Source organism: Streptomyces poriferorum (assembly GCF_019399235.1).
In the GTDB taxonomy this organism is placed as follows: Bacteria; Actinomycetota; Actinomycetes; order Streptomycetales; family Streptomycetaceae; genus Streptomyces; species Streptomyces poriferorum.
In genome coordinates, this window is record NZ_JAELVH010000152.1 from 15,916 (window position 1) to 32,689 (window position 16,774).

15 protein-coding genes are annotated in these 16,774 nt (G+C 70.9%); 6 read left to right on the plus strand and 9 right to left on the minus strand.

What is annotated here, in order from left to right; translation table 11 throughout:
* Positions 1 to 33: 33 nt before the first annotated feature.
* On the minus strand, positions 34 to 1,434 hold the full coding sequence (locus tag JGS39_RS24355) for a class II fumarate hydratase (RefSeq protein ID WP_219571588.1): 1,401 nt from the start codon (positions 1,432 to 1,434) through the stop codon (positions 34 to 36).
* 107 nt (positions 1,435 to 1,541) lie between these two features.
* Between JGS39_RS24355 and JGS39_RS24360 the strand changes: the two genes are divergently transcribed.
* Positions 1,542 to 3,068 carry a ricin-type beta-trefoil lectin domain protein gene (locus tag JGS39_RS24360; RefSeq protein WP_219571589.1) on the plus strand — a complete coding sequence of 509 codons (1,527 nt, stop codon included), beginning with the start codon at positions 1,542 to 1,544 and terminating at the stop codon, positions 3,066 to 3,068.
* 154 nt (positions 3,069 to 3,222) lie between these two features.
* Here JGS39_RS24360 and JGS39_RS24365 read toward each other — a convergent pair whose 3' ends face one another.
* Both JGS39_RS24365 and JGS39_RS24370 read right to left on the minus strand, forming a co-directional pair.
* The gene (locus JGS39_RS24365) at positions 3,223 to 4,524 is read right to left on the minus strand and encodes a M18 family aminopeptidase (RefSeq protein ID WP_219571590.1); all 1,302 of its coding nucleotides are present in this window, start codon (positions 4,522 to 4,524) and stop codon (positions 3,223 to 3,225) included.
* 649 nt (positions 4,525 to 5,173) lie between these two features.
* Positions 5,174 to 6,850 carry a fumarate hydratase gene (locus JGS39_RS24370; RefSeq protein ID WP_219571591.1) on the minus strand — a complete coding sequence of 559 codons (1,677 nt, stop codon included), beginning with the start codon at positions 6,848 to 6,850 and terminating at the stop codon, positions 5,174 to 5,176.
* 251 nt (positions 6,851 to 7,101) lie between these two features.
* On the opposite strand from JGS39_RS24370, the gene JGS39_RS24375 reads away from it, so the two are divergent.
* Together JGS39_RS24375 and JGS39_RS24380 are read left to right on the plus strand one after the other, a co-directional pair.
* On the plus strand, positions 7,102 to 7,767 hold the full coding sequence (locus JGS39_RS24375; RefSeq protein WP_219571592.1) for a DUF1707 SHOCT-like domain-containing protein: 666 nt from the start codon (positions 7,102 to 7,104) through the stop codon (positions 7,765 to 7,767).
* Positions 7,768 to 7,985: 218 nt separating this feature from the next.
* Positions 7,986 to 8,357 (plus strand): WhiB family transcriptional regulator, encoded by a 372-nt coding sequence (locus JGS39_RS24380; RefSeq protein WP_219571593.1) that lies wholly within the window; start codon positions 7,986 to 7,988, stop codon positions 8,355 to 8,357.
* A 176-nt stretch (positions 8,358 to 8,533) separates the two neighbouring features.
* Here the strand turns inward: JGS39_RS24380 and glpX are convergent, their stop codons facing one another.
* Positions 8,534 to 9,565, minus strand: a complete 1,032-nt coding sequence (gene glpX / locus JGS39_RS24385) for a class II fructose-bisphosphatase (RefSeq protein WP_219571594.1) — start codon at positions 9,563 to 9,565, stop codon at positions 8,534 to 8,536.
* 215 nt (positions 9,566 to 9,780) lie between these two features.
* On the opposite strand from glpX, the gene JGS39_RS24390 reads away from it, so the two are divergent.
* Positions 9,781 to 10,299, plus strand: a complete 519-nt coding sequence (locus JGS39_RS24390) for a DUF4245 domain-containing protein (protein WP_219571595.1) — start codon at positions 9,781 to 9,783, stop codon at positions 10,297 to 10,299.
* 123 nt (positions 10,300 to 10,422) lie between these two features.
* Here the strand turns inward: JGS39_RS24390 and JGS39_RS24395 are convergent, their stop codons facing one another.
* The 4 genes from JGS39_RS24395 to JGS39_RS24410 all read right to left on the minus strand — a co-directional run bounded on the left by JGS39_RS24395 (position 10,423) and on the right by JGS39_RS24410 (position 14,299).
* Positions 10,423 to 11,013 carry a malonic semialdehyde reductase gene (locus JGS39_RS24395; protein ID WP_219571596.1) on the minus strand — a complete coding sequence of 197 codons (591 nt, stop codon included), beginning with the start codon at positions 11,011 to 11,013 and terminating at the stop codon, positions 10,423 to 10,425.
* Positions 11,014 to 11,162: 149 nt separating this feature from the next.
* Positions 11,163 to 11,429, minus strand: a complete 267-nt coding sequence (locus JGS39_RS24400; protein ID WP_219571597.1) for an exodeoxyribonuclease VII small subunit — start codon at positions 11,427 to 11,429, stop codon at positions 11,163 to 11,165.
* A gap of 49 nt (positions 11,430 to 11,478) precedes the next feature.
* Positions 11,479 to 12,690 carry an exodeoxyribonuclease VII large subunit gene (gene xseA / locus JGS39_RS24405; protein WP_219571598.1) on the minus strand — a complete coding sequence of 404 codons (1,212 nt, stop codon included), beginning with the start codon at positions 12,688 to 12,690 and terminating at the stop codon, positions 11,479 to 11,481.
* A 193-nt stretch (positions 12,691 to 12,883) separates the two neighbouring features.
* Positions 12,884 to 14,299 (minus strand): APC family permease, encoded by a 1,416-nt coding sequence (locus tag JGS39_RS24410; protein ID WP_236063599.1) that lies wholly within the window; start codon positions 14,297 to 14,299, stop codon positions 12,884 to 12,886.
* 118 nt (positions 14,300 to 14,417) lie between these two features.
* On the opposite strand from JGS39_RS24410, the gene JGS39_RS24415 reads away from it, so the two are divergent.
* Positions 14,418 to 15,407, plus strand: a complete 990-nt coding sequence (locus tag JGS39_RS24415; protein ID WP_219571599.1) for a 4-hydroxy-3-methylbut-2-enyl diphosphate reductase — start codon at positions 14,418 to 14,420, stop codon at positions 15,405 to 15,407.
* 84 nt (positions 15,408 to 15,491) lie between these two features.
* Positions 15,492 to 16,229 (plus strand): polyphosphate--glucose phosphotransferase, encoded by a 738-nt coding sequence (gene ppgK, locus JGS39_RS24420; protein WP_219571600.1) that lies wholly within the window; start codon positions 15,492 to 15,494, stop codon positions 16,227 to 16,229.
* A gap of 21 nt (positions 16,230 to 16,250) precedes the next feature.
* Here the strand turns inward: ppgK and JGS39_RS24425 are convergent.
* Positions 16,251 to 16,774, minus strand: a 524-nt coding sequence (locus JGS39_RS24425) for a DUF6542 domain-containing protein (protein ID WP_219571601.1), incomplete at its 5' end; no start/stop codon positions are given.

Sequence of the window (16,774 nt, forward strand, 5' to 3'; positions counted from 1 at the left end):
GTGAGAGCGCCGCCCGCGCCGCAGCGATGCGCGTCACGGGCGGGTCATACGAAGGACGTCCAGCGCCTCGTCGAGCTGTTCCACGGTGAGGTCGCCGCGCTCGACGTAGCCCGAGTCCAGCACCACCTCACGGATCGTCCTCCGCTCGGCCAGGGACTTCTTGGCGACCTTCGCGGCCTCCTCGTAGCCGATGTACTTGTTCAGCGGGGTGACGACGGACGGTGAGGACTCCGCGTACTCCCTGGCCCGCTCGACGTTCGCGGTGATCCCGTCGACGGTACGGTCCGCGAGCAGCCGGGAGACGTGGGTGAGGAGCCGGACGGACTCCAGCAGGTTCTTCGCGATGACCGGGAGCATGACGTTCAGCTCGAAGTTGCCGGCGGCGCCCGCGACGGCCACCGTCGTGTCGTTCCCCGTCACCTGGGCGGCGACCATCAGCACGGCCTCGGGAATGACCGGATTCACCTTGCCCGGCATGATCGAGGAGCCCGGCTGGAGGTCGGGGAGGCTGATCTCGGCCAGTCCGGTGCGCGGTCCCGACGCCATCCAGCGCAGATCGTTGGAGATCTTGGTGAGGGAGACCGCGATCGTGCGGAGCTGGCCGGAGGTCTCGACGAGGCCGTCCCGCGCGCCCTGCGCCTCGAAGTGGTTGCGGGCCTCGGTGAGCGGCAGCCCGGTGACGCGGGCGACCTCGGCGATGACGGCGGCGGAGAAGCCGGGCGGGGTGTTGATACCGGTGCCGACGGCCGTGCCGCCCAGCGGCAGCTCGGCGAGGCGGGGGAGCGAGGCGCGCAGCCGCTCGATGCCGTAGCGGATCTGTGCCGCGTACCCCCCGAACTCCTGGCCCAGGGTGACGGGGGTGGCGTCCATCAGGTGCGTACGCCCCGACTTCACCACGTCCGCGAACTCGGCGGACTTGCGCTCCAGCGCCGCCGCCAGATGGTCCAGCGCCGGGATCAGCTCGCCGGTCACCGAGCCGGTCGCGGCGATGTGGATGGAGGACGGGAAGACGTCGTTGGAGGACTGCGAGGCGTTGACGTGGTCGTTGGGGTGGACCGCGCGGCCGAGGCGCTCGGTGGCGAGCGTGGCCAGGACCTCGTTGGTGTTCATGTTCGACGAGGTACCGGAGCCCGTCTGGAAGACGTCGATGGGGAAGTGCGCGTCCCAGCGGCCCTCGGCGACCTCCGCCGCGGCCTCCTGGATGGCCTCGGCGATCTCCGGGTCGAGCACCTTCAGTTCGGCGTTCACCTTGGCGGCGGCGGCCTTGACGCGCGCGAGGGCCGCGATGTGCGCCCGCTCCAGGCGCTGCCCGGAGATCGGGAAGTTCTCCACGGCACGCTGGGTCTGGGCGCGCCATTTCGCGTCGGCGGGTACCCGCACCTCACCCATCGAGTCGTGCTCGGTGCGGTAGTCCTTGCCGGTTTCCTCGTCCATGGTGATCCAACCTCCTGAAAAAGATGAGCACTTGTCTTGTTCCATGTATTCCCAAGTTGTCTACCGACCAGTAAATACCGGGGGTAACAACAACCTCGGGAGGCGCAATGAGACGTACCGGATACCGACTCCGATGTACGGTCGCGGCCGTCGCGGCCATGGCGGCGGCGTTGGGCGGCATGACCGTAGCCGCCGGCCCGGCGGGTGCTGCCCAGCCCGGTACCAGCAGTACCGCATCCACCGCCCTGCCGCCGGAACTGGAGGCCCTGCGCGCCGCCGAGGCCACCCGGCTGTACGGCGACCCGGCCGAGCGCCCGCTCGCCGAACGCAAGACCGGGCTCATCTCGCTCGGCGACAGCGAGATCTCGGGCGAGGGCGTCGGCACGTACGAGGCGGGCACCAACGGCCCCGACAACTGGTGCCACCGCTCACCCGACTCGGCCATCCACCGCACCGGGATCCCGGCCGACGTCACGTACAACGTCTCGTGCTCCGGCGCGTACACCGGAAACATCGTCATCGGCGGTTCGAAGCAGTACGCCGACGAACTCGTCCAGAGCGACAACCTCGCCATCAAGGCGCGCAACACCCGCATCAAGATGATCGTGCTGGTGGCGGGTGCCAACGACGACCTCCAGTTCGGCCCGGTCATGACGGACTGCGTCACGCGCTGGGTGCTCAGCCAGGGAACCTGTGAGCCCAAGTACGACGGCGGCTGGCAGGCCCGCGTCGACGGACTCGTGCCCAAGGTCGAGAAGACCGTGCGCGACCTGCGGACGGTGATGACCGGCGCCGGTTACGCCGACGCCGACTACAAGCTCGTCGTCATGGGCTACCCGAGCCCCATCGGCCCGGACTTCTACGACAACCCGAACTTCCCCGGCAAGCTTCCCGGCGGCTGCGCCGGATACGACTCCGACGCCGCCTGGGGACGTAACGTCGCCGTTCCGGCCTTCGAGCGCGGCATGCGCAAGGTCGCCACCGACACCGGAGCGGTCTACCTCGACAACTCCCGGCTCTTCCACGGCCACGAGGTGTGCAGCGAGTCCACCTGGGCCCGCGGCCTGTTCATCGACCTCTCGCACTTCCCGCCGGACTCCAACTCCCTCCGGCAGTCCTTCCACCCGAACGCGGCCGGCCACGGCGCCTTCGCCTCCTGCCTGACCCAGATCTACAACTCGGGCCTGCGCGAGGCGAGCTGCGCCGACCCGGCGAGCACCGGGAAGCCCGTGCTCCAGGCCGCCGCCTGGGACGACGCCTTCAAGCCCCTGCGCGGCGAGGCGACGGGCAGCTGCCTGGACGTCCCCGCCTCGGTCACCCGGAACAACACCGGCGTCACCGGCTGGGAGTGCCACGGCGGGCGCAACCAGGGCTGGTGGTACGACTCCGGCACGAAGAACCTCCGCACCGAGCTGAGCCACGACCGCTGCCTGGACGTACCGGGCGCGAAGTACACGGCGGGCGCCGCGCTCATCCTCTACAACTGCTCGGGCGCGGCCAACCAGCAGTTCGTCCGCCAGTCGGGCACCCTGCGCCCGGCCGCCTCGACCGGGCTGTGCGCGACCCTGGCGGGAGCCCATGACCCGCTGAGGCTCCAGCCCTGCGACGCAAGCGCGCGGCAGCGCTTCGCGTAGCACCTCGGAGCGTCCGGTACGGGGCGGGGCAGCCGGCCCCGCCCCGTACCCGGGTTCAATTCGAGTTGCGTACCTGGGGTCGGCCCGGGGTCGCGTACCCGGGGTCGGTCCTGGGTCGCGTATCCGGGTTCGGCCCGAGGGTACGAACGCGGGTTCAGTCCGAGGCCACGAACGCGCCGAGGATCGCCGCCAGGTATCCCGGGTCGTCCGCCCCGCACAGCTCGCGCGCCGAGTGCATCGACAGGCCCGGCACCCCCACGTCGACGGTCTGCACACCCAGCCGGGCCGCGGTGAGCGGTCCGATGGAGGTACCGCACGGCATCGCGTTGTTGGAGACGAACGGCTGCCACGGCGCCCCCGCCCGCTCGCAGGCCGAGGCGAACATCGCGATCCCGGTCGAGTCGGTGGCGTAGCGCTGATTGGCGTTGACCTTGATGGTGGGGCCGCCGTTGGGCAGCGGGCGGTGGTCGGGGTCATGGCGCTCGGCGTAGTTGGGATGGACCGCGTGTGCCATGTCGGCCGAGACGCAGAAGGCGCCGGCCAGGGCCCGCGACCAGTCCTCCTGGCTGCCGCCGCGAGCGGTGACCGAACGGCTCAGCACCCTCTCCAGCAGCGGGCTCTGCGCACCCGTGTCCGAACCGCTGCCGACCTCCTCGTGGTCGAAGGCCGCCAGGACGGGGATGTACGCGGGTTCCCCGGCCGCCGTCGCCGCACCGGCCAGCGCCGTGACGCCCGCGTGCACCGACACCAGGTTGTCCAGCCGGGAGGAGACCAGGAACTCCCGTTCCGCGCCCAGGTATCCGGGGGGCTGGATGTCGTGGAGCATCAGGTCCCAGCCGAGCACCTCGTCCGGCTCGGCCTCGGCCGCCGCGGCGACCCTGCGCAGCAGCGCCCCCTCCTCCGCGACGCCGAGCGACCAGACAGGGGTGATGTGCCGCTGCCGGTCCAGTGCGAGGCCGTCGTTGACGGAACGGTCCAGATGGATCGCCAGCTGGGGCACGCGCAGCAGCGGTTCGTCGATCTGGACGAGCCGGGAGTCGGTCCGACTGCCCGGCCCCCGCAGGGCCAGCCGGCCCGAGATGCCCAGGTCGCGGTCGAGCCAGGTGTTGAGCGGAACCCCGCCGTAGATCTCCACCGCGATCTGCCGCCAGCCGGCGGATCCGGTGTCGGGGCTCGGCTTGATCCGCAGGTTCGGCGAGTCGGTGTGGGTGCCGATGATCCGGAACGGGGTGTGGGAGGGCGTGCCCTCGGGTGCGTACCAGGCGATCAGGGCTCCGCCGCGGACGACGAAGCTGCCGCCCGTGGTGCCCGTCCAGTCGTCGGTGCCCCGCAGCTCACGGAAACCGGCCTTCTCCAGGCGCTGGGCCGCGCTCGCCACGGCGTGGTACGGGGAGGGGCTGGCCCTGATGAAGGAGAGCAGGTCGTCGGTGTGGCTGCGGTGAGGGACCGGCGTCATGCGGTGTCCGCCTTTCCGGATCGGGACGGTGAGGGTGGTTCGGTGTGGGTTCGGACAGCCGGGTGTCTGGTCCCGGCGTCCGGGCCGGGAGGCGGGGTGTTCCGGTGTGGGGGACCGGGAATCGGGGCGTCGGAGGAAGAGGCACGGTTCTCCGGCCCAACGCGGACAACTCACCGCATCGGTACGGCTCCCCGCAAGCCGTACGGACGGCTCTCTGCGCGAAAGCGGCGGTGCGGGCGCGGTCCCTGCGGGTGATGCGGAACCGCCCGGGGCGGCGGCGCGCGGCCCGGTCCGCACGTCCGGGGCGAGACGCCTCGGACGCGGGGGCCCTGACCGGGGCGCGATCCGGACGCGGGAGAGGAGCGGGCGGCGCCGGACGCCGCTTCGCGAGATTGGCTGAATCTGGCCGTCCGGGACCGGTCGCGCGGAGCGGTTACACGGAGCGGTCGCACGGACCGGTCAAACGGGCCGGTCAAACGGGCCGGTTACACGGAGCGGTCGCACGGACCGGTCAAACGCCCCGGTCGCGCGGACCGGCCATGCGGCCTGCGGCCTGTGACGTGCCGCCGATGCCTCGGCCACGGCCGAGGGGCGCCCCGGCCGTGGCCGGGGCGCCCCTCGATGGTGCGGGTGCGGGTGCGGGGGTCGGTCAGCCGAGGCCGGGACCGCGCACCGGAATGCTGGTGAACGTCGGGGCGGGGGCCGGCTCGGTGAAGAAGTCGTTGCCCTTGTCGTCGACGACGACGAACGCCGGGAAGTCCTCGACCTCGATCCTCCAGACCGCCTCCATACCGAGCTCCTCGTACTCGACGACCTCGACCTTCTTGATGCAGTCCTGTGCGAGACGGGCCGCCGGACCGCCGATCGAGCCGAGGTAGAACCCACCGTGCGCGTCGCACGCGTCGGTGACCTGCCTGGACCGGTTGCCCTTGGCCAGCATCACCTTGGAGCCGCCCGCCGCCTGGAACTGCGCGACGTAGCTGTCCATCCGGCCGGCCGTGGTCGGGCCGAAGGAACCGGAGGCGTAGCCCTCGGGCGTCTTCGCGGGGCCCGCGTAGTACACGGGGTGGTCCTTCAGGTACTGCGGCATCTCCTCGCCCGCGTCCAGCCGCTCCTTGATCTTGGCGTGCGCGATGTCGCGCGCCACGACCAGCGGGCCGGTCAGCGAGAGCCGGGTCTTGACCGGGTACTTCGTCAGCTCGGCGAGGATGTCGTCCATCGGCCGGTTGAGGTCGATCTTCACGACGTCCCCGGCCTCGTCCAGATGCTCGTCGGTGGTGTCGGGGAGGAAGCGCGCCGGGTCCTTCTCCAGCTGCTCCAGGAAGACGCCCTCGGCCGTGATCTTCGCGGTGGCCTGGCGGTCGGCCGAGCAGGACACGGCGATGGCGACGGGCAGCGAGGCGCCGTGCCGGGGAAGACGGACCACCCGCACGTCGTGGCAGAAGTACTTGCCGCCGAACTGCGCCCCGATGCCGATCTTCTGCGTCAGCTCGAAGACCTTCTCCTCCAGCTCCTTGTCACGGAAGCCGTGACCGGTGGGGGAGCCCTCGGCGGGCAGCTCGTCCAGGTAGTGCGCGGAGGCGTACTTCGCGGTCTTCAGCGCGAACTCGGCCGACGTACCGCCGACGACGATCGCCAGGTGGTACGGCGGGCAGGCCGCCGTACCCAGCGAACGGATCTTCTCCTCCAGGAACTTCATCATGGAGGCCTCGTTGAGGACCGCCTTGGTCTCCTGGAAGAGGAACGACTTGTTGGCCGAACCGCCGCCCTTGGCCATGAAGAGGAACTTGTACGCGCCGCCGTCGGTCGCGTACAGCTCGATCTGCGCCGGGAGGTTCGAGCCGGTGTTCTTCTCGTCCCACATGTTCAGCGGGGCCATCTGCGAGTAGCGCAGGTTGAGCTTGGTGTACGCGTCGAAGATGCCGTGCGACAGGGCCTCCTCGTCACCACCCGAGGTCAGCACGTTCTGTCCGCGCTTGCCCATGACGATCGCGGTGCCGGTGTCCTGGCACATCGGCAGGACACCCGCGGCGGCGATGTTCGCGTTCTTCAGCAGGTCGAGCGCGACGAACTTGTCGTTGGACGAGGCCTCGGGGTCGTCCACGATCCGCCGCAGCTGCGCCAGGTGTGCGGGGCGCAGATAGTGCGAGATGTCGTGCATGGCCTCGGCGGCCAGGGTGCGCAGCGCCTCCGGCTCGACCTTGAGGAACGTACGTCCGTCGGCCTCGAAGGTGGACACACCCTCGGCGGTGACCAGGCGGTACGGCGTGGTGTCCTCTCCCAGGGGGAGCAGATCGGAGTACGCAAACTCTGGCATTACGGCCATTCCTCACTCGGCAGACAGCGGCTGGCCTCCCTTGGCCAGCGCACCCACCAGGGTAGGACCCCGCGGGGGTGCCGGGTCTGTGAGGTAGGGCTCATCGCGGTTCCGGCCCGGGGGCCGGGTGCCGGCCCCCGGCGGCGCCTCTTCGCCCCACGGGGTCGCGTCCTCGCCCTGCCGGGCCGGATCGCGATATATGCCCGCCGCGCCCGGTCGCCCCCTAGTCGCGATCTATCGCGTTTGGGTACGCTGGGCCGGTGGACCTCGAAAAGCACCCCCAGCAGCCCACCGTGCGGGCGGAACCCGACGTCATCCGCGCCTCCGACGCGGACCGCGACCGGATCGCGGACATCCTGCGTGAGGCGATGGCCGAGGGCCGGCTGACCGCCGACGAGCACGCCGAGCGGGTCGACTCCGTCTACCGCGCCAAGACCGTCGGGGAACTCGAACCGCTGGTACGGGACCTGCCGGCGCCGGGCGGCACCCCCCGGCCCGTCGGCGCCTCGTACGCCCCGGCCGCCGAGGTGCCCACGGGGCCCGCCGACAACCTGGTCGCGATCTTCAGCAGCGCCAGCCGCAAGGGCCGGTGGCGGGTCGGCGGGCGCACGAACGCGTTCTCGCTGTTCGGCAGTGTCGAGATCGATCTGACCGAGGCCCTTTTCGGACAACGGCTCACGGTGATCAATGCGACTTCCATCTTCGGGAGCGTGGACATCAGAGTCCCCGAGAACATCTCGCTGCGCGGAAGCGGAACGGGGATTTTCGGCAGTTTCGAAGTCACCACGCTGGAATCGGCGGATCCCGAGGCTCCCGTGGTTGCCGTCAACGGATATTCGGTGTTCGGCAGCGTCGAGGCGAAGCCCAAGCGCGGCAAGTTCATTGCGGATCTGCAGGACAGGCTGCGCAAACATCTCGGCCACTGACAACGGCGCGACGTGCGGCGGCGCGTAAGGGCGCGCGGGGACGGGTCGTTGCGCGGGGCCGGATTCGGGCCGGATTCGGGGCGGATTCCGGACGGAAATGTGCTCGACCGCAATTCCGTGGACCGGAACTGAGTGCCACTCAGTGCATAGGCGCGCGCACAGCGGGTAGGGAACGCTGCATCGCCTCTTGCTCGCGAAGCCGTCGTCAGGAGTGGACCGTGCTGCAACTGCCGCATCAGCCCCTGCAGGTCGCCGCCATCCCTCCCCAGCGGACCCCCGCTCGGGAGGACCAGGCAGGCCCCTGGCATTCGGAGGCGGTGTGCCGCCGGGATGAAGCCGGGCTGTTCTTCGCTCCGTCGAAGGAGCCGACTGCTGCCCGACTCTCGCGCGAGGAGTCCGCGAAGCGGGTCTGCGCGCGCTGCCCCGTGATGATCGAGTGCCGCGAACACGCCCTGGTGCAACCGGAGCCGTACGGGGTGTGGGGCGGCCTCACCGCTGCCGAACGCCGCGTGGCGCTCGCCCGCCGCAGGCGGCGCGAGGCGGAGCTCAAGGCGTCCGGTGCCACCGGCCACATCGCCGCGGCCGGCTGACGGAAACACCGGACCGTACCTGCGTTTGTGCCCGTACTCGTAGTCGTACCCGTCCCGTACCTGTACCTGTACGCGCGCACCCGTACCCGTCTTCCCGTCCCGCTGTTCGCGTCCGTAGACGCAAAGAGGCGCCCCCACCGCACATGGGGGGCGCCTCTTCGCGGGACGTACCTACGTCACTTCGCGCGGTCGAAGTCGATCGCGCTGTAGGCACGCAGCTTCGAAAGCCGGTGGGTGGAGTCGATCTTCCGGATGGTGCCCGACTTGGAGCGCATGACGATCGACTCGGTCGTCGCCGTCTCCGCGCGGTAGCGCACGCCCCGCATCAGCTCGCCGTCCGTGATGCCGGTGGCCACGAAGAACACGTTGTCGCCGCTGACCAGGTCGTCCGTGGACAGCACCCGGTCCAGGTCGTGTCCGGCGTCCAGGGCGCGCTGCCGTTCGGCCTCGTCCTTCGGCCAGAGCTTGCCCTGGATGACACCGCCGAGGCACTTTATGGCGCAGGCCGAGATGATGCCCTCGGGCGTGCCGCCGATGCCCATCAGTAGGTCGACGCCGGTGCCCTCACGGGCGGCCATGATCGATCCCGCGACGTCGCCGTCGGAGATGAACTTGATCCGGGCGCCGGTCTCCCGGATCTCCTTGACGATGCCCTCGTGGCGGGGGCGGTCCAGGATGACGACGGTGACGTCCTCGGGCATGGAGTTCTTGGCCTTCGCGACCCGGCGGATGTTCACCGAGACGGGGGCGTTGATGTCGACGAAGTCGGCGGCCTCGGGACCCGTGACCAGCTTGTCCATGTAGAAGACGGCGGACGGGTCGAACATCGCGCCCCGGTCCGCAGCGGCCAGCACGGCGATCGCGTTCGGCATGCCCTTGGCGTTCAGGGTGGTGCCGTCGATCGGGTCGACGGCGATGTCGACCTCGGGGCCGGTGCCGTCGCCGACGCGCTCGCCGTTGAACAGCATGGGGGCCTCGTCCTTCTCGCCCTCACCGATGACGACGATGCCGTTCATCGACACGGTGGAGACGAGGGTCCGCATGGCCTTCACGGCGGCGCCGTCGGCGCCGATCTTGTCCCCGCGGCCGACCCAGCGCCCGGCGGCCATGGCGGCGGCCTCGGTGACCCGGACGAGCTCCAGGGCGAGGTTGCGGTCAGGGGCCTCCGGGGAGACCTCCAGCTGGGACGGCAGATGATGCTCGGACATCGGAGCGCACCTTTCTGTACGACGACGACCGGATGAGGGTGATGTGACTCTATCGTCAGGTCGATAAAATGAGCAGACCGGGTCACGAATGAGCGGCCCCTCTCGGTCGGGTGGCCGATCCGGGCGTGCGGCCCGGCCCCGCCGCGTCCCCCGATCCGGCCCTCCGACCCGGTCCCGGGCTTCGGTGCCGCCGGGGCTGATGCGACGATGGACGCGTGGCAAGCAAGCGAGGCAAGCAGACAGTGCGGGACATGTTCCTGTCGTTGGCGGTGATCTCCGCGGTGGCGGGCGTCGCCTACATCTTCGTTCCGCACGACGACAAGGCCGATCCGGTCAAGGCGGTCGACTACCGGGTCGAGCTCCTGACGGCGCGGCGCGCGGCCCCGTATCCGGTGGCGGCCCCGAGCGGTCTGGCGCAGGACTGGAAGCCCACCTCGGTCGGTTACGACCGTGCGGCGGGCAACAGTTGGCACCTGGGCTTCCTGGACCCGGACGGCAAGTACGTCGCGGTGGAGCAGTCCACGTCCGCTGCGGAGAAGTACGTCACCGAGGTCAGCCGGAAGGCGAAGGACACCGGCCGCACGCAGCAGGTGGCGGGGGAGACCTGGCAGCACTGGGAGGGCCCGAAGTACGACGCCCTCGTGCGCCAGGACAAGGGTGCGACCACGGTCGTGACCGGGTCCGCCTCGACGGAGCGGCTGACGGAGATGGCGGCGTCGCTCAAGACGTCCTGACGTACACGCTTCGGCGTACGAGTACTTCCGGGGACAGGAACATTCCGGGCAACATGAGGAAGGCCCCGGAGCACCTGCTCCGGGGCCTTCCTCATGTTCAAGTGCCCGTGGGGGCGGCGTGGCTCAGACGGTCTGGACGACGTCGTCGAACGCCAGGCGCGGCAGACGCGGGAACCAGGCGTCCTCGCCCGGCTTGCCGATGTTGACGACCATCAGCACGTTGTGGTCGCCGTCGAGGAACTCCTTCTCGATCTCGGCGGCGTCGTAGCCCGTCATCGGGCCGGCGGCCAGGCCGGCGGCGCGGACGCCGATGATGAAGTAGGCGGCCTGCAGGGCGGCGTTCAGCGTGGCAGCCGACTCACGGACCGGGCGCTCGGAGAAGAACATGTCCTTGGCCTGCGGGAAGTGCGGAAGCAGGGCCGGGAGCTCCTCGTGGAACTCGTTGTCCGCGACCAGGATCGCGACCAGCGGGGCGGTCGCGGTCTTCGGCTGGTTGCCCTCGGCCATGTGCGGCAGCAGACGGGCGCGGGCCTCGTCCGAACGGACCAGGATGACGCGCAGCGGCGACTGGTTGAACGCGGTCGGGCCGTACTTGACCAGGTCGTAGATCGCCTGGACCTGCTCGTCGGTCACCGGCTCGTCGGTGAAGGTGTTGGCGGTGCGGGCCTCACGGAAGAGGAGGTCCTGGGCGGCGGGGTCAAGAACGAGGGACATCTTGCGTATTACCTTCCGGACGTACACGGGGGATCAAGCAACGCTGATCACGGTACGGGAGAGGTAGGTTAACTTTCAACTAAAACGGGAGGGGAGTGACCGACCCCACAAGGCGGACGCCTTGCGCCGTTCCACCGGGCCTGTGTCCCTCAGCCCGCGCCGGCCGCGGTGTCCCCGGCGTCCGGTCCTGGGGCGGCGGGCCCCGCCAGCGCCGCGTCGAGACGGGCGCGCGCACCCTCCAGCCAGTGCCGGCACACCTTCGCCAGCTCCTCGCCGCGCTCCCACAGCGCGAGGGAGTCCTCCAGCGAGGTTCCGCCCGCCTCCAGCCGGCGCACCACCTCGATCAGCTCGTCGCGCGCCTGCTCGTAACCGAGCGTGCCCGTCGCCGCAGCCGTCGTCGTCCCGTCGTCCGTCATGTGATCCACCCTATGCGTCGGCATGTCCGTTCCCTGCGGCCGCGGCCGCTCACCCGTCGACCCGCACCGTGAACTCGCCCCCCGACACCCGGGCCCGCAGCGCGTCCCCGGCGGCGCCCGCGTCGGCCGGGTCCCGGACCACGTGCCCGTCCGCCCGCTGGAGCACCGCGTACCCACGCTCCAGCGTCGCGGCGGGCGACAGCGCGAGGACGCGGGCGCGGGTGTGGGCGAGCTCCGAGTCCGCGCGGTCCAGCAGATGCCCCAGCACCCGCCGGCCCCGCCCGATCAGCGCGTCGACCTCCGAGGCGCGCTCGTCCACCATCCGCTGCGGGTGCTCCATGGAGGGCCGCCCCAGCGCATGCGCCAGGCCCCGCTCCTCCCGGTCGAGCAGCCCCCGTACCGTCCGCAGCGCCCGGTCCCGAAGCTGCTGCACCCGGTCCAGCTCCTCGCCCACATCGGGCACGATCTTCTTCGCCGCGTCCGTGGGCGTGGAGGCCCGCACGTCGGCGACAAGGTCGAGCAGCGGGGAGTCGGGTTCATGCCCGATCGCCGAGACGACCGGGGTGCGGCACGCGGCGACCGTACGGATCAGCTCCTCGTCCGAGAACGGCAGCAGATCCTCCACGCTGCCCCCGCCGCGTGCCACGACGATGACGTCCACCTCGTCGAGGGCGTCGAGCTCCTTGACCGCGTGGACCACCTGGTTCACCGCGTGCACACCCTGTACCGCGGTGTTGCGCACCTCGAAGCGGACGGCGGGCCACCGGCGGCGCGCGTTCTCCAGCACATCGCGCTCGGCCGCGGACGCGCGTCCGCAGACCAGCCCGATCAGCTGGGGCAGGAAGGGCAGCGGCTTCTTGCGGTCGAGAGCGAAGAGGCCCTCCGAGGCCAGGGACTTCTTGAGCTGCTCCAGCCGGACCAGCAGCTCACCGATGCCGACCGGCCGTATCTCCGTGGCCCGCAGCGAGAGCTGGCCGCGGGGCGCGTACCACTCGGGCTTCGCGAGGACGACGACGCGCGCGCCCTCCGTCACCACGTCCGCGATGCGGTCGAATACCTGCCGGAAGCACGTCACGCTCACCGAGATGTCGTGGGACGGGTCGCGCAGGGTCAGGAACACGACTCCGGCACCCGGCCGCCGCGACAGCTGCGTGATCTGCCCCTCGACCCAGACCGCGCCGAGCCGGTCGATCCAGCCGCCGATCAGCCGCGACACGTCACCGACGGGCAGCGGAGCTTCCGGGGAAGTTTGGAGAGCCATGCGAGCGAGCGTATCCGCCGGCACCGACACCAGGCCCGGTCCTCGCCGCCTTCAGGTCCCGAGGGCCGGTCCGCGCCGCCCTCGCCGGTTCGCGTTGCCCTCAGGCCCGAGGGCCGGTCCGCGTCGCCCTCAGGCCCGAGGGCCGTTCCTCCGCCGCCCTCAGGCCCGAGGACCGTTCCCCCGCCGACCTCCCTCAGGCCGCCGCCCGGCGCCCCCGCTGCACCGCGAGCACCACCAACCCCACAGCCAGCCAGCACGCGCCCACCACCTGAGCGCTCGTCGTCGCCTCCACGATCACCGCGATCAGCACCCCGGCCCCCACCACCGGGATCAGGACATGGCGCCACCAACTCGGCGGCCCCTCCATCCGCCGCACCGCGAACCAGCCGACCACCGACGCGTGGAGCAGGACGAACGCGGTCAGCGCCCCGACGTCCACCACGGACACCAGATGATCCAGGCCGTCGTCCCGCCTGGCCGCCCACACCGCAGCCACCATCGTGACGACCGCAGCGATCAGGATCGCGATCCTCGGCACCCCCGAACCCGGATCGACCTTGGACAGCAGCGCGGGCAGCCGGCGCTCCCGGGCCATCGCGAACAGCAGCCGCCCCGCCGCCGCCTGCCCGGCCAGCGCCGCGAACGCCGCCCCGATCGCCTTGCTGACCGCCACCAGATCGTGCAGCCAGGTCCCGACCGCGGAGTCCACCGTGTCGTAGAACGCCGAGCCCTGCGCCACCGGGTCGGCGGCCAGTTCCGCCGACGTCATCGGTTCGAGCAGCGCGGCCAGATACGCCTGCGCCACGAACAGCGCCCCCGCCAGCACGAGACAGAACAGGACCGCCCGCGCCACCTTCGCCGACCCGCCCGTCACCTCCTCCGCGAACGAGGCGATGGCGTCGAAGCCCAGATACGAGAGCACGGCCACGGACACCGCGCCCAGCACCGCCGACGCGGAGAAACCCGAATCCCCGGTGAGCGGCGACAGCCAGTCGCGCTGCGCCCCGTCCCGTGCGAGGACCACCACCGCGGACACCATGAACACCAGCAGCACCACGATCTCCATCGCGAGCACCGCGAAGCCGACCCGGGCAGCCGCCCGTACGCCCCAGAGGTTGAGCAGAGTGGTGAGGACCACCGCCAGAGCCGTCCACACCCATCGCGACACCTCGGGCACCAGCGAGTTCATCGCGATCCCGGAGAAGAGATAGGCGACCGCGGGGATCAGCAGGTAGTCCAGCATCGCCATCCACCCGGCGATGAAACCAGGCCCTTCGCCGAGCCCCTTGCGGGCGTAGGCGAAGACGGAACCCGCCAGCGGGGCGACCCTCACCATCTGGGCGTAACTGAAGGCGGTGAACGCCATGACGACGGTCGCGGCGATGTACACCAGCGCCACGGCACCCTCGGATTTCGCGTCGAGGGTGCCGAAGACGCCGACGGGTGCCATCGGGGCGATGAAGAGCAGCCCGTAGACCACCAGGTCCCGGAAGCCGAGCGTCCGCCGCAGCCTCACCTGCTCCGTGGAGCCGCCCGTGCCGTCCGGACCGCCGGGGACGCCTGAACCGTCCGGACCGCCGGTGCCGGATTCCGTGCCGCTGCCGGCCATGAGCCCTCCGTCGTTCGCGTCATCGTTCGCGTGATGATCAGTCTCCCGACCCCGCTACCCCCGCGCCTGTTCGGTACGGCCTAACGGCCTCCCCGGGGCAGGGAAGGAGGCCGTTACGATGGGACGCATGACTGCTCCGACACCCCGCCGCGTCCTGCTCGCCGCTCCCCGTGGCTACTGCGCCGGCGTGGACCGTGCCGTGATCGCCGTGGAGAAGGCCCTGGAGCAGTACGGCTCCCCGGTCTACGTTCGCCACGAGATCGTCCACAACAAGTACGTCGTGCAGACCCTGGAGAAGAAGGGCGCGATCTTCGTAGAGGAGACCGCGGAGGTCCCCGAGGGCTCGATCGTCATGTTCTCCGCGCACGGCGTCGCGCCGACCGTGCACGAGGAGGCGGCCGAGCGGAAGCTCGCCACGATCGACGCGACCTGCCCGCTCGTCACCAAGGTCCACAAGGAAGCCGTCCGCTTCGCGCAGGACGACTTCGACATCCTCCTGATCGGCCACGAGGGCCACGAGGAGGTCATCGGCACCTCCGGCGAGGCCCCCGACCACATCACCCTGGTCGACGGCCCCGAGGACGTCAGAAACGTCGAGGTGCGCGACCCGTCCAGGGTCGTCTGGCTCTCCCAGACCACGCTCTCGGTCGACGAGACGATGGAGACCGTCGGCGCGCTCAAGGAGAAGTTCCCGCTCCTGATCTCGCCGCCCAGCGACGACATCTGCTACGCCACGCAGAACCGCCAGATCGCGGTGAAGCAGATGGGCGCGGACGCCGACCTGGTGATCGTCGTCGGCTCGAAGAACTCCTCGAACTCGGTCCGCCTGGTCGAGGTCGCGCTCGGCGCGGGTGCGGGCGACTCCCACCTCGTCGACTCCGCCGACGAGATCGAGGAGGCCTGGCTGGACGGCGTCTCCACGGTCGGTGTCACCTCCGGCGCGTCGGTGCCCGAGGTACTGGTCGACGGCGTTCTGGCCTGGCTGTCCGAGCGGGGCTTCGAGGACGTGGAGATCGTGAAGGCGGCCGAGGAGTCGATCGTGTTCTCGCTGCCCAAGGAGCTCCGCCGCGACCTGCGCGCGGAGGCGGCGGCACTGTCGGCGGAATAGCACCTGGCGCACCGCCCGGGCTCGCTCTCACCGGTTTCCCGTTCCAGGAAGTGAGCGGGGCCCGGTACCCGTACCGTGGATCACATGGAGATCTTCGGCGTGGACATCGGCGGATCCGGGATCAAGGGTGCTCCCGTGGACCTGGACCGCGGAGACCTGGCGCAGGAGCGCCACAAAGTGCTCACCCCGCACCCGGCCACTCCCGAGGACGTGGCCGGGTGCGTGGCCGAGGTGGTCGGCCACTTCGACTGGCAGGGGCCGGTGGGCATCACCTTCCCCGGGGTCGTCACCAGCGGTCTCACCAGGACCGCGGCCAACGTCGACAAGGGCTGGATCGACCTGGACGCCCGCACCCTGCTCGGCGACAAGCTCGGCCTCCCGGTCACCGTCCTGAACGACGCGGACGCGGCCGGCATCGCCGAGATGACCTTCGGCGCGGGCCGGGGCCGCAAGGGCACGGTCATCGTGCTGACCTTCGGTACGGGGATCGGCAGCGCGCTCTTCATCGACGGCAGGCTCGTGCCCAACACCGAGCTCGGCCATCTGGAGCTGCACGGCCACGACGCGGAGAAGCACGCCTCCACCAAGGCCAAGGAGGACGGCGATCTGAGCTGGCACCACTGGGCGCACCGGGTGCAGAAGTACCTGGCCCACGTGGAGATGCTGTTCTCGCCCGAGCTGTTCATCATCGGCGGAGGTGTCAGCCGCAAGGCGGACAAGTTCCTGCCGCTCATCGAGCACGTGCGGGCCGAGATGGTGCCCGCGGAGCTGCAGAACAACGCGGGCATCGTGGGCGCGGCGATGGCGGCGGCGGGCCGCTGAGGCCTCCGGCGCTTCTGCGCCCTATCGCCGGGACGGGCGCCGCGGGGTCCGCCCGGCGGCCCGCGCCGCCGGTGAGGGCTGCCCGGCTGGCCGCGCGGTCTGCGCGGCCAGCAGCATCCGCCGCTGCCGGGCCCGCATCAGGCGGACCTTGCGCACGGTCGCGATGAGCCCGGCGACGAGCGTGCCGCCGTACAGCCAGCCGGCGTGGACGGCGAGGGCGGTGACGACGGCCATGGTCTGCCCGCCGAAGCCGCCCGTGCCGCCGGAGATCGGGATGATGCCGACGGCGAACGCGATCGGCACACTGATCGGCGCGGTCACCAGGTCGGCGGGCCGTACCCAGAGCGCGGTCAGCGCGCTGACCGGCAGAAACAGCACCCCGAACACGGCGGACGAGCCGTCGAACAGCAACCAGTCCGCGCAGCCGAGGACGAACATGACGGCGGCGGCGAAGAGCCCGGCGCCGATGCCGGTCAGCCGGGGATTGGGCAGCCGCCGCAGGGCGAGCACGGCAGGCGCAACCGGGCGACCCCGGCCGGCCGGGG

What these genes read in the sequence shown, in the direction of transcription:
- JGS39_RS24400 (WP_219571597.1), bottom strand. Translation starts at nt 11,429, where the DNA reads ATGACGGACGACGGGACGACGACGGCTGCGGCGACGGGCACGCTCGGT.
- ppgK (WP_219571600.1), top strand. Translation starts at nt 15,492, where the DNA reads ATGGAGATCTTCGGCGTGGACATCGGCGGATCCGGGATCAAGGGTGCT.
- JGS39_RS24415 (WP_219571599.1), top strand. Translation starts at nt 14,418, where the DNA reads ATGGGACGCATGACTGCTCCGACACCCCGCCGCGTCCTGCTCGCCGCT.
- JGS39_RS24410 (WP_236063599.1), bottom strand. Translation starts at nt 14,299, where the DNA reads ATGGCCGGCAGCGGCACGGAATCCGGCACCGGCGGTCCGGACGGTTCA.
- JGS39_RS24395 (WP_219571596.1), bottom strand. Translation starts at nt 11,013, where the DNA reads ATGTCCCTCGTTCTTGACCCCGCCGCCCAGGACCTCCTCTTCCGTGAG.
- xseA (WP_219571598.1), bottom strand. Translation starts at nt 12,690, where the DNA reads ATGGCTCTCCAAACTTCCCCGGAAGCTCCGCTGCCCGTCGGTGACGTG.
- JGS39_RS24360 (WP_219571589.1), top strand. Translation starts at nt 1,542, where the DNA reads ATGAGACGTACCGGATACCGACTCCGATGTACGGTCGCGGCCGTCGCG.
- JGS39_RS24370 (WP_219571591.1), bottom strand. Translation starts at nt 6,850, where the DNA reads ATGGCCGTAATGCCAGAGTTTGCGTACTCCGATCTGCTCCCCCTGGGA.
- JGS39_RS24355 (WP_219571588.1), bottom strand. Translation starts at nt 1,434, where the DNA reads ATGGACGAGGAAACCGGCAAGGACTACCGCACCGAGCACGACTCGATG.
- glpX (WP_219571594.1), bottom strand. Translation starts at nt 9,565, where the DNA reads ATGTCCGAGCATCATCTGCCGTCCCAGCTGGAGGTCTCCCCGGAGGCC.
- JGS39_RS24365 (WP_219571590.1), bottom strand. Translation starts at nt 4,524, where the DNA reads ATGACGCCGGTCCCTCACCGCAGCCACACCGACGACCTGCTCTCCTTC.